The organism is Marinobacter mangrovi (assembly GCF_016798325.1).
GTDB lineage: Bacteria > Pseudomonadota > Gammaproteobacteria > Pseudomonadales > Oleiphilaceae > Marinobacter_A > Marinobacter_A mangrovi.
The window spans coordinates 1,280,231-1,292,559 of the sequence record NZ_JAERVO010000001.1; the positions used below are offsets into that span (position 1 = coordinate 1,280,231).

The 12,329-nt window shown below is 60.4% G+C and carries 9 protein-coding genes; 3 read left to right on the top strand and 6 right to left on the bottom strand.

The features are described 5' to 3' along the window. Positions 1-2 precede the first annotated feature (2 nt). Positions 3-566 (top strand): cob(I)yrinic acid a,c-diamide adenosyltransferase, encoded by a 564-nt coding sequence (locus tag JL474_RS05660; RefSeq protein WP_123635547.1) that lies wholly within the window; start codon positions 3-5, stop codon positions 564-566. 64 nt (positions 567-630) lie between these two features. On the opposite strand, the gene JL474_RS05665 is transcribed toward JL474_RS05660, so the two are convergent. The 4 genes from JL474_RS05665 to JL474_RS05680 form a co-directional block, all read right to left on the bottom strand. Further along, positions 631-2,610 (bottom strand): methyl-accepting chemotaxis protein, encoded by a 1,980-nt coding sequence (locus JL474_RS05665; RefSeq protein ID WP_203141321.1) that lies wholly within the window; start codon positions 2,608-2,610, stop codon positions 631-633. A gap of 301 nt (positions 2,611-2,911) precedes the next feature. Continuing rightward, entirely contained in the window at positions 2,912-3,805 is an 894-nt protein-coding gene (gene ampE, locus JL474_RS05670; RefSeq protein WP_123635545.1) for a regulatory signaling modulator protein AmpE, read from the bottom strand. Beyond that, positions 3,805-4,368: a 1,6-anhydro-N-acetylmuramyl-L-alanine amidase AmpD gene (ampD, locus tag JL474_RS05675; RefSeq protein WP_328797785.1), complete on the bottom strand. Its 564-nt coding sequence runs from the start codon at positions 4,366-4,368 to the stop codon at positions 3,805-3,807. Before ampD ends, ampE begins: the two co-directional genes overlap by 1 nt. A 145-nt stretch (positions 4,369-4,513) precedes the next feature. Next, positions 4,514-6,841: a DUF1631 domain-containing protein gene (locus JL474_RS05680; RefSeq protein ID WP_203141221.1), complete on the bottom strand. Its 2,328-nt coding sequence runs from the start codon at positions 6,839-6,841 to the stop codon at positions 4,514-4,516. A gap of 403 nt (positions 6,842-7,244) precedes the next feature. Here JL474_RS05680 and nadC point away from each other — a divergent pair, with 403 nt between their 5' ends. Together nadC and JL474_RS05690 are read left to right on the top strand one after the other, a co-directional pair. Continuing rightward, positions 7,245-8,093 (top strand): carboxylating nicotinate-nucleotide diphosphorylase, encoded by an 849-nt coding sequence (nadC, locus tag JL474_RS05685; protein WP_203141222.1) that lies wholly within the window; start codon positions 7,245-7,247, stop codon positions 8,091-8,093. 241 nt (positions 8,094-8,334) lie between these two features. Continuing rightward, a complete protein-coding gene (locus tag JL474_RS05690) occupies positions 8,335-11,088 on the top strand; it encodes a bifunctional diguanylate cyclase/phosphodiesterase (RefSeq protein ID WP_203141223.1) in 2,754 nt (917 codons plus the stop codon). A 59-nt stretch (positions 11,089-11,147) separates the two neighbouring features. Here JL474_RS05690 and JL474_RS05695 read toward each other — a convergent pair whose 3' ends face one another. Next, positions 11,148-11,489 carry a YqcC family protein gene (locus JL474_RS05695; RefSeq protein ID WP_203141224.1) on the bottom strand — a complete coding sequence of 114 codons (342 nt, stop codon included), beginning with the start codon at positions 11,487-11,489 and terminating at the stop codon, positions 11,148-11,150. A 14-nt stretch (positions 11,490-11,503) separates the two neighbouring features. Continuing rightward, the gene (locus JL474_RS05700) at positions 11,504-12,295 is read right to left on the bottom strand and encodes a ParA family protein (protein WP_203141225.1); all 792 of its coding nucleotides are present in this window, start codon (positions 12,293-12,295) and stop codon (positions 11,504-11,506) included. Positions 12,296-12,329: the final 34 nt, after the last annotated feature.

The window sequence follows — 12,329 nt, forward strand, 5'->3', positions numbered from 1 at the left end:
TCATGGGATACCGACTTTCCAAGATCTACACCCGCACCGGCGACGACGGCTCCACCGGCCTGGCCGACGGCAGCCGGATCGCCAAGAATGCCCAGCGCGTCGACGCCATGGGCACCGTCGATGAGCTGAACTGCCAGATTGGCGTCCTCATCGAATACCTCGATAACGAACCGGAACTGGCTGAGTTGATGCGGAAAATCCAGCATCACCTGTTTGACCTGGGCGGCGAGTTCGCCATTCCCGGCAGTCACGTCATCGGCGACGGCCACATCGACTGGCTGGAAAGCACGCTGGATCAGTGGAATGAGGACCTGCCGCCGCTGAAGAACTTCATCCTGCCAGGCGGGCGCCGGGATGCGGCTCACTGTCACCTGGCCCGGGCCATCTGCCGGCGCGGTGAGCGAGTGGTGGTGGCGCTGGGCCACGAGGATTCCATCAACGAATCGTCCCGCCGTTACCTGAACCGGCTGTCGGATCTGCTGTTCGTGATTGCGCGGGTGCTGGCGCGACGGGATGGCGGAGAGGAAGTGCTTTGGTCGCCGACGCCGCCGGCCGGCAAAAATTGAGCGTTTGACGCAACGCAGCGCGACATGACTGTAAGGCCGCCCACATGGTGAGCGGCCTTTTTCGTTACACGCGGAAAGACGCCACCAGACGCCGCAGTTCGGCGGTGACATCCGACATTTCACGGGAGGCAGCCAGCGTCTCGTCGGCATTACCCGCCGTCGCATGCCCCAGCTCGGTAATTTGCTCGACGTTGGTGTTGATGTTCTTGGCCACCGCAGACTGCTCTTCCGAGGCCTGCGCAATCTGGTGGCTCATGTCCACGATGGTGGAAATGCCCGCCAGGATTTTCTCCAATGCCTCGGTCACTTCTGAGGATTTCTCGACGGTGGCGTCTGTGACCTCATGGCTGTTGGTCATCGCTTTCACCGCCGCTTTCACGCCGCCTTGCAAACGACCAATCATTTCCTCGATGTCTTCCGTCGACTTATGCGTGCGCTGGGACAGCGAGCGAACCTCGTCCGCAACCACCGCAAACCCGCGGCCCTGCTCGCCGGCGCGCGCAGCCTCGATGGCGGCATTCAGTGCCAGCAGGTTGGTCTGCTCGGCAATCGCCTTGATCTCCACCAGCACCTGACTGATGCTGTCGCTGTCTTCGCTGACCCGGTTGATGGTATCCACCGCGCCACGAATTTCGTTAGCCAGCCGGTGAATGGTGTCCACGGTTTCGGTGACAACCTGTCGGCCCTGCTCGGCATCTTTCTCAGCGGACCCGGCGGAATCCGAGGCGCGCTGGGCGCTTTCCGCCACTTCCTGTACCGTATCCACCATCTGGTGCATGGCGTCCGAAATCTGCTCGGTCTCTGACATCTGACGCTCAACCGCCTCGCTGTTGGCCGACGCACTGTCGTTCACCCGTGTTGCCTGGGTATCGACGTCACCGGTGGTTCGACTGACCGAGCGGATCAAATCGGCCATTTTCGAAGTCATGTTGTTGAACTCGTCGGTCAGCGCCCCAAGCTCGTCGCGATTGGCCAGCTCGATGCGGACCGTCATATCGCCATCCGCCACCTGCCGCGCGGCTTTACCAAAGCGGGAAATCGCCTTCTTAACGGAAACGAAGAACCCCAGGTAGAGATACACCACAATCAGCAGCACAATCCCCAGCACCAGGAAAATCACCATTCGCTGGTTGGTTTCTCGGTTCAGGCGCTCCGCCAGATTATCGTCCACCACCTGGAAAATCTGGTCCATCAGCTCAAAGTTCGGCGCGATCAGCGGCGATATCAACTTGTCGAAATCCTGCCAGGACATCTCCAGTCGATAAGGGGTAATGACGTTGGCGTCCAGCGCGTCACGCACCTTGATCACGTTCTGCACAACCGCATCCGCCAGATCCGACTGCTGACTCAAAGCTTGCGAGGAACCCTGCGCCACCTCGAATTCCGACTTCAGACGGCTGTGCAGTGTCGTCAGGTTGTCGAAGACGCCGTTCATGACATCCGCCATCGCGTAGCCTACGGTGCCCTGGTCCAGACTGAACATACCGAAGGCTCGGGCTATCCCCTCACGACTGGCGGCGTCGTGCAGCGATGTGGTCGCCAGTTGCAACAGCATCTGGTTCTCGGCCTGCGGATCGTTAGCCAGGCCGGACAGTTTGAGTGTCGATTCCAGCAGGGCCCGCGCCTTCTGCACGAATTCCTGGTAATAGGTCACCTGGGGATCGATGTTGCTCTGGAAGATGTCCTCACTGCGCAACTTCTTCCAGGCGTTGTCCAGAGCCTCGACCTGGGCTTTCCAGCCGCCCGCTGAATCAAAGGAGGCCTGGGTCTCGATGAGACTGGACAGCTGCGCGTCGATAACGTCCGCCGCCTCTTCACTGCGGGACAGGAAGGCATCGTCGTTCTTCATCTTGCCAACGGCGCGGAAATCCCGGTAATCGTAGGCGGCCTGAATCAGCCGATTCACCTGCCGGACCTGAACAAGGCCCTGGGCTTCGTGGCTGATGCCTTCGATGGATTGGTTGAGCTGGCTCACCAGCAGGTAGGACAAGCCCCCGATCGGAAGCAGGAATAGCACGCTGATCAAGCCGAACTTGTAAATCATCGGCAGCCGGTTCATCAGCGCGACAGCAGGATACAGAAGCTGGTTCACTCAACCCCCTCAAACATGTGGTGCTCGTGTTAATTCATTGTTTTTATGTTGAATGGCGTCGCCCAATACAGGGGCAGCGCCGCCGCGCCATCGTCTCCGCCCGACGGCGAGATCAGAGCATCCCTACTTATATTGTCGTCAAGATGCTAAAAATCTTGAATTTATTTTTGTTCCGACAATGTTAAACCAGATCAAATTTCTGGCTTCATCGTGTAATAAGCGGCGGGAAGAATACGGAAATTGCTCCGGAAAATCACGTAAAGAGTCCCATGATTGCCAGCAGCGCAAGCCCGCAGATCCAGACAAACATGCTGCGGTTCAGCAAATCCCGAACGGCGCGCAGACTTCGTTCGCCGTAATCCGGCCACTCGTCGGGATGACTCTCAGCAAACCGTTGCGGATCCAGCGAATAACTGGACAGCGCCCCGTTGGCACTCTCGAAGAGCAGTTCTGAGGCGTTCAGGCGGGTGTGATGCAGCAACCGTTTACGCGCGCCGCCCATCCAGCCGGCCAAATCGCCAGCGATGCCAAACGTGATACTCAGCAGCCGCGCGGGCACCCAGGCCAGCAGATACACCAGGCGGGAAAAGGGTTCTCGGCCAGCGGGGTGTGGCCAGTGATCGCGCAGCGCCACCGACAGCCGCGCACCGATGGCGCCGGCCGGACCCAGCAGCACGTACCAGAAGATCACCAGGAAATAGTGTTCGAAAATCACCTGGATAAAGCGCTTGGACAGCAGCACATGCAGTTCACGGGGTTCACTGGCCAACCCCCGTGCTTCGGCCGGCAGCAGATGATTGACGTGATACCAGGCCGCCGACGCATCGCCTCGACGCCAGGCCTCGCCATAGGCCCGTAGCGGGTTGCGCCAGCCGGGAACACCCAGCATGGCGATCAGCACCACCAGGTCCAGCGGCCACGTCAGGATCCAGAGACTGCCACGGCTCAACCAGACATCAAGCGCGCCGACCAGAACGACGGCACCCAACAGAATGCCAAACCCGGCGGTCGGGCGGCCTTCGCGCCCGGCCTCAGCGCCGGAAAGCCGGGCCAGTCGCTGACGAAAGCGGGCATCCAGCCCCTCGTCGACCGATCCATCCAGCAGGCGGCGGACGACGTAGGCGAGCAGCAGGATCAGGAACCCCATCAGACTTCCCCCTGCCCGTGCGCACCGTCAACCAACGCGAAAAAATGCGGCCAGTCGAAGGCGGGTCCCGGATCGGTCTTGCGCCCCGGTGCAATGTCGCAGTGGCCTGTCACTCGCTCGAGTGTCACCGCGGGCCAGCGTTGCATGATGGCCTGGGTCAGTCGCGCCAGAGTCCGATACTGGGCTGCTTCGTAAGGCACGTCGTCGGCCCCCTCCAGCTCGATCCCGATGCCGAAGTCGTTGCACTCTTCCTCACCGTTGAAGGAGGAACGACCGGCATGCCAGGCCCGGTCCAGGAAGGAGACGAACTGCACGCATTCGCCATCGCGACGGATCAAGGCATGGGCAGAGACCTGTAAATCCCGGATTTCCTGAAAGTATGGATGGGCATCGGGATCGAGACGGTTGCAGAAAAATCGTTCAATGGCATCGCCACCGAACTGCCCTGGCGGCAGGCTGATGTTGTGCACCACAAGCAGGGAGATAGCGGCGCCTTCCGGACGGGGTCCAAAATTGGGCGACCGGCAATGACGGGCCTGACGAAGCCAGCCGGCCTCGTCGATGTCGTAAGATGGGTCTCGGGATTGAGAGTTCAAAATGCTTCCACCGCTACCGCGTTACGGGACCTGAAAGTGGTCAGCAATTCTACGGTGATTGAAGCACAAAGCAACGTGCCGGGCCAAAAAGCCACCCGCACGCTGGCCCGATTCAGTCGCGACGGCTGTGACGCAGATTGTCGATGATCGATTCCAGGGCCCGGTCGAAGATCAGGCCATCATCGAGCATGGACACCTCGCCGGTCGACAGGGCCTTGGCCACGTCGGCCTGCGCGTACTCGGCCACCTTGGCGCCGTTGCGGTTGACGAAGATGTATTTGCCGGTCGCCTTGATAACAGCGGCCAGCTTGCAGCGAAGTTTCTGGCCCTCGGACTGCAATTCTACCCAGGAGCCCACCCGCAGTTTCTGCGCCATTTCCAGCCAACGGCTATCGACGCCGTCTTCTTGAGACACCGGGGCGCTATCCGTTTCAATCGATTCCGGCGCCCGGGGCGGTTCTACCACCTCTGCACCGGGCTCAACCGGCTTGGCGGGTTGCGGCTGGCTGAATTCGGCCACCGCACTGGCCAGCGCTGCATCGTCCGGCGTTTCCGCCGCCTCAACGGGCTCCGGAGCAGCCTGGCGAGCTTCGGGCGCCTGCACGGCCAACTGTTGCAGCGTGTCCACGTGAGCCAGTTCCAGGTCGCGCATCATGGCGTCACTGGCAAACGGGTCCCAGGAGATGGAATGCAGTCCCTTCCGCAGACTGTCGACAATCGACGGGATCCGCCGCAACAGCTCGCTGCGCGTCTCGTCGGTCACTTCCTGCGGATCGACACTCCAGACCAGTTCCCCGGCCAGCGCAACCGATTGCTTCCAGGCGTCGCTGGCCTCCCCTTCCCTCAGGTACAGGAACTGCAGCACCTTGGACCAGGGTTCATCCAGAATCGATTCCACCACTGGCGGCAGGTTGCGACCGTTTCGCAGTGGCTCAAGGACCTCGCTCGCGGCCTCACGCGCCCGCTCCTGGCGGGCACGGCCTTCCTCGGCATCACGCAGTCGTTGTTCAACCAGCTCCCGGCGGCGGCGGTCCAGGTCCATGAAATGGCTGAATTCCGTCAGCAGTTCGCCAAAGATGTCGACGTTATCAGTGAAGTCACTGATCAAACGATCCACCACCGACTCGATTTTCTCCCGCAACGGATCGCGCTGGCCGGCCGGTTTCTCGTTCCAGCCGATGCCCGCCATGGCCAGCTCGTTCAGCAGTTTCCGCGCCGGATGGCCGCCCCGGTTGAAGAAGCTGCGATCCAGCAGCGCCACCTTGAGAATGGGGATCTGCAAGCGCCCAATGACGTTCTTCATCGGCAGCGGCAGCTGGCGGTCTTCCAGGATGAAATCGAACAACATGGTGACCAGGTTGACGACATCCGCGTCCACCTGGTTGAGAGCCCCCATACTCTGGTTATGCCCCGCGAGCATGGTCTCCACCTGGCGCGTCAGGTTGCCGCCTGCGATGTCCGATTCGACAAAATGGTGGTCCGCGTTCAGCACATCAGACTGGCTCTGCAATTGGGCAAGCCGGCGCATCAGCTCAACCGTATCGATGCCCCCACGCTGCTGCCCGCCAGCCGAACTTGAGGAACTCCCCTGTCCGCCCTGGGTGTGCAGCAGGGCGGACAGTTCCGAGAACGTCGGCTGAGCCGCGCTGTCCTGATCAACCGGCGTATAGACGTCGTCGGCGGGCGCTGACGTGGAAGGCGGTACCGGACGTCGCGCCACCGGCTGCCGCGGCTCGGCACGCCCACCAATCGGCGGGCGCTTCATATCGGGCAGGACACCGTCTTTTACCAGCAGCGTGTTGGCGTCCCGGTAGAGGCGATCGAGACGGTCGATGAACAGCTTGTCGAAGAGTTTGAGCACCACCAGCTTGGCCCGGATATCGATATCCAGGTCATTGCAGGCCTCCTGCAGACCACCGCAGATCACTTCGGGACTCAGCGGCATCTGGCGGTCGGCCAGATTGGCCTTGGGAATCAGGTGAGCGATGCGGGTCGCCAGCATCCGGATGGAGTCGGCGTAGCGATTGCGGAGCTTGTTCACCAGGTTGTCGATGGCCACCTGCTGCTCGTGGTCGCCGTGATCCACCAGACTGAGGCTGTCCTGATCGATTTCCGTAAGATCGCCGGAGCGGGACTGGGGATCGAACGTGCCGATATCGTTAAAGGCCCGGGCCACCCATTGCAGAATCGACAACGACATAGCTTTGCGGCGCAGGCGCAGTTCGCGCATAGCGTCGAAGTAGGCCGTCTGGTCCTGGTTGGTGCCCGCCTTGTCGGCGAGGTTGAACAGGGCATCGTCGGCGCTGTCGAAAAACTCGCCCAGCTCCTTGCGCAGCGACTGGCCGGAATAGTCCCGCAAACGAATCAGCGCGGACGGCAGCGAAAAGCTTCCCTCGCGCATCCCCCCATGCAGGCTGACTACCCGGTTGTCATTGGTCATTACAGCGCCCCCGACAGTGGACCAGAGCGTTTCCGCTTTTTAAACAGGCGGCTATTCCACTCTGATGCCTCTGCGCACAGCCTGAATGGCCGCGCGCAATTTCACATTAGTTTACATCCATAATGGCATCATAGGCGGTTTCCACGTCACCTTGTGTCAGGTTTTGTCACCGTTTGTGTTCCGCGGAACTGGATCACACTTTATTTTCCGTTTTCTTTTCAAATCAATGTGTTAAAAATTCAACGACGGCGCCATACGAACACGGTAGTGACGGCACACGTCACCCGGGTATCACATCCAGACGGACAACGCTTGGCGACCGCAATGCCAGCCAGTAAACTCCCTGCCGGACCTCACGTCCACGACCCGCCAATCCACGCAAGCACTGGAGCCATCCCCTGTCATGACTGCGATTTCCCCGGACCAACTGAAACTGTCACGCGCACAGGCCGTAGCCCTGAGCTTGCAGGAGGATGTCGGGACCGGCGACATTACCGCCATGCTGATTCCTGAAGAGCGGCGCGCATCGGCCCGGGTCATTACCCGCGAATCCGCTGTCGTTGCTGGTGTCGATTGGGTCGACGAGGTGTTCCGGCAGGTCGATCCGGCGCTGATCGTCACCTGGTCCTGCGGCGATGGTGACCGCGTCGCGACCGACGCCACCCTGTTTACCGTGGAAGGCCCGGCCCGCAGTATCCTGGCGGCAGAACGCTGCGCCCTGAACTGGTTGCAGACGCTCTCCGGCGTCGCCACCCGTTGTCGCGATTATGCCGATCGGGTGGCTCATACCGCCGTAAAGCTGCTCGATACCCGCAAGACGCTGCCCGGCCTGCGCCTGGCCCAGAAATACGCAGTCACCTGCGGCGGCTGCCACAATCATCGGGTTGGCCTGTACGACGCTTTCCTGATCAAGGAAAACCACATTGCTGCCTGCGGCTCTATTGGCAATGCGATCGAAACCGCCCATCGCGTCGCACCCGGCAAGCCGGTCGAGGTGGAAACGGAGAACCTGGCGGAATTCCGGGAAGCCCTGGCCGCCGGGGCCGACATCATCATGCTCGATGAGTTCTCGCTGGAGGATATGCGCACAGCCGTCAGCGAAAATTCAGGACGTGCCCAAATTGAAGCCTCCGGCGGCATCAACGAATCGACACTGATTCCTGTCGCTGAGACGGGAGTGGACTATATTTCACTGGGAACGCTGACCAAGGATGTCAAAGCCGTGGACCTGTCGATGCGCCTGTCCATGTAGGACAGGACGGCGTGACCGGCGGACACGACACGTCGTCTGACACGACTGCGAATTTACAGATGGTAACCGTAACCGGGTATGCCGTACGAAAATTCGGAGTAAGCTATTTAATGTGTCAAACAATTGTTAAACGTATGGCAGTGATTGGTATCCCGGCCGCCAGGGAAACACAGGCGAGCCGACCGACTGAATTCAGACCCAGGGAAACAGGGCTTCATAACAAACCAGGGAAGGGTTTTATTTGAGCGCACCATTCCAGTCACTCGATTCATGGAAGGCGGTGCTTGTCCCCATTCTGATCGCAGCCGTGGTCGCCGCTCTGGCCGGCGTCAGCATCCAGCTGCCTTCGAGGGTCAACCCCGCATCCATTATCTGGCTACCGTCAGGCCTTGCCCTGGCACTGCTTATCCTGAGGGGCCGTGAAGCGGTCCTGCCAATATTGGGCGGTCTGTTTGCGGCAGGGCTGCTGTACGTCTACCAGGCCCCGGCCGAAACCCCGGATCCGCTGACAACCTTTCTGGCGGTGCTGCTTTCCTATCTGATTGCGCCCTTTGCGGCCTACTGGGTCTTTCGGCAAGCGGCCAGTTACCGCAATCCTCTATCGGACTACCTCGGCTTCCTCTGGTTCCTCGGCGCGGTCACCCTGGGCTCACTGGGTGCGGCACTCCCCATCACCTATCTCGCGTCGCTGTACCTGACCGAGGGACAGACACCGCTGAACGAAGTCCTGCTCTTCAGCTGGTTCGCGCACAGTCTGGGCTGCCTCACCGTAACCCCGCTGATTCTCAGCCTGGTTCGCGAGCCCATGGTGTCGCGCCTATTCCTGCGCCCCTTGGAGTGGATTCTCTGGCTGGGCGGTCTGGGATTCATCCTGGGGATGACGCAGCACAACGTGATGCAGGCGCTGTTCCTGTTGTTGCCCCTGATGACGTGGGCTGCCACCCGCTTTTCCGTCAGCGGCAGTATGCTGGCGATTACCACCTCAACATACGCAGCGCTGGCCTGCGTATTCCTGCGGGGCGATGCGGACATCAGTCTGGGCATGGGCGCCCTGCTGAGCGAAACGCTGATCATCACGATCACCGGCACCTCTTGCTACGTCCGGGTGCTGCTGGCCGACCGTGAACGCGTGGAGAACAGCCTGGAAACCACCGTCGAGGAGCGCACGCGGGAACTGCAGATCACCAACTTCGAACTGAAAGATGAAATTTTCATCCGCGAACAGGCAGAAAAATCGTTCCGACGGTCATCGCGACATTTCCGCGCCTTATTCGAAAACACCAGCAACCCGATCATCGTGGTGGATGAAAAAACACTGATACGTCAATGGAACAGTGCCGCCGAAGCCCTGTTTGGTTACAGCCGGGACGAGGCACTGGACCGCAACCTGCTGGACGCGTTCATCCCGCCGGAACAACGCGACGAACTGGCCTGGAAGATGACGAAAGTCCAGAACACCGGCCTGACCCGCGACCAGATCGAAACCCAGGTCAACAGCTTTGACGGCACCAGCCACACGCTGCTGTGGAACATCAACCGGCTGCAGGAGGAGGATGACGACGCCCCCGCGCACATCATCCTGATCGGCCAGGATATTTCGGAGATTCGCGAAACCCAGAACCAGCTGCACTACCTGGCCCATTATGACGTGCTGACCAACACCGCCAACCGCCGGCTGTTCGAGGATCGCTGTCGTCAGGCGATCACCAGCTCACTTCGACACGGTCATTACTGTGCCCTCATTGCCCTGGATGTGGACCACTTCAAGCGCATCAACGACACCCTGGGCCACGATGCCGGCGACGAATTGCTGCAGGAGCTGGCGCGCCGCCTGCAACACAACGTGCGCCAGGAAGACACCATTGCCCGACTGGGTGGCGACGAATTCGCCATCCTGCTGAACCAGGTCAACGGAGCGGAAGGCTGCGAAAAAGTGGCTCGCGGCATCCTCGCGGCCATTACGGAGCCAGTCCGCGTGCCCAGCGGTGAGTTGATCATCACATCCAGCATCGGCATTACGCTGGCGCCCGTCGATGGCACCACCTACGAAGATCTGCTGAAGAACGCGGACATGGCGATGTACCGGGCGAAGAAAGCCGGCCGCAATAACATCCAGTTCTTCAGCCACGACATGAACACGGAAATGCAGCGGCAGATGGACCTGGAACGGGAGCTGCGGGAAGCCATCCGCAGCGGCCAGCTCGACCTGCATTACCAGCCCATCATTAACGTTCGGGATGGCAGAGTCGTCGCCCTGGAAGCACTGTTACGCTGGAATCACCCCAGCCGGGGACTGCTGACGCCTCAGGACTTCCTCGACGTGGCGGAACAGACCGGTCAATTGCAGCAGCTGGGCGAATGGGTCTGTCACAACGCCTGCCTGCAGGCCCGCGCTATCCAAGCCATGAGCCCGGCGCCGGTGACGGTCAACATCAACCTGTCGTCGCGGCAGTACAACCACCCGCAACTGGCCACGCGCCTGCAACGGATCATCGACGAAACCAATCTCGATCCTCATTTGCTGGCACTGGAAATCGATGAGCGAGTCCTCAGTGATCGGCTGGACGAAACCGCCCGCACGCTGGATCGCCTCAAGAAACTGGGCATCGGACTGGTTCTGGATCGCTTCGGCAGCGGGTTGTCGTCCCTGCGCCTGTTGCGTGACTTGCCGTTCGATCAGGTCAAGATCGACCAGGATCTGCTGCAGCAGGCCCCGCATGAGGAAAACACCGCAGCCATCGTCCATACCCTGATCAACCTGGCCCGTCAGCTGTCCCTGACGGTGGCGGCGGCCGGGGTGGAGACTGCCGACGAAGACGCCTTCCTGCGCGGTGCCGGCTGCCACCTGCTCCAGGGCCACCGGTTCTGCCCACCGCTGCCCAGTTCCGGGCTCGGCGAATTGTTCGACGAGGTGCGCAAAGGCCGCAAATTGCTGCCGGAAGATCAGTTTTCCCTGCCACTGCGACAAAACCCGTCCGGCAACAATCACCGCTGACTTGAAAGGCGTGGTGTCAGGGAAATCGACAGGAAGGAAATGAGAAGACGGGGTGCCGCTCAGGCATCCCCTGACAAGAGCGCGTCAATCCGGGCGAGCTCGTTAATCACGATCTTGCCGGATACGGATTCCTGACGGAAAAACTCCTCCGCCATGGGCGCAATTCCGGACACGGCCGGTAGCGCCCTCTCCTCTTCAATCAAGACTTTCATGCGGGGCAGGAAGATGAACTGCAGCCATTGGGTAAACGTCAGCGTATCGACACAAAACGGTTGCGCACTCTGGAGGGCTTCCGGCTCGGGAGGCTCATGCTCCCAGTACTCCAGGCGACGCAACTCCAGTTCAATCGCCAGCAAACCGTCCGCAATGTAGGCAACCTGATTTTCGTTCGCTCGAGTCAATGTCACTCCCAACTCTAGAGGGGTTCAACATCCACCTTCTCGCCATTGAGAAGACGGTAGAGATCCACGTACTGGCGGGTCAGGTTGTGCTTGGGTGCCAGATGGACGAGCGGCTGACGCGCCTGGTGCGATTCCCGCATTTTAACCGAAGACGAGAGGCGAACGGAAAGAATCGGCAATCCTTCTTCCACCAGTTCCTGAACCAGCTTTCGTGGCAACGACGCGCGAGGCTGGAACTGATTGGCGACAATGCCCTCAACCACCAGATCCGGGTTGTGGTCTTCCTGGAGGTCCTGGATTTCGCCCAGGATGCTGTAAAGCGCCTGCCGGGAAAAATCATCGCAATCGAACGGAATCAGGCAGCGCTGCGCGGCGATCAGAGCCGAGCGGGTGTAGAAATCCAGTGCTGGCGCCGTATCGATGTAGATGGTGTCGAAATTCTCGCCCAGTTTCTTGAGCGCTTCCCGCAGCTTGTAGATCTTGTGCTTGGCTTCCAGCTTACGCTCCAGAAAATCAAGCTCGGGGCTGGACGGCATCACAAACAGGTTGGGAAACGGCGTGGCGTGTACGAATTCGTCCGGACGACGGTTGAACACCGAAAACGACACGGTCTGCTCCAGCAGGTCGGCAACCGTATCGCGCAGCTCCGCCGCCGGCTTGCCCAGCAGATACTGGGTGGAGTTGCCCTGGGGATCCAGGTCCACCACCAGCGTGCGCTGGCCTTCGGCCGCCGCGATGGCTGCCAGGTTGCAGGTAATGCTGGACTTACCGACCCCGCCTTTCTGATTGAAAACGACTCGTCTCATGATGATGTCCATTCCCTTTTGTTGTAGGCCCCGC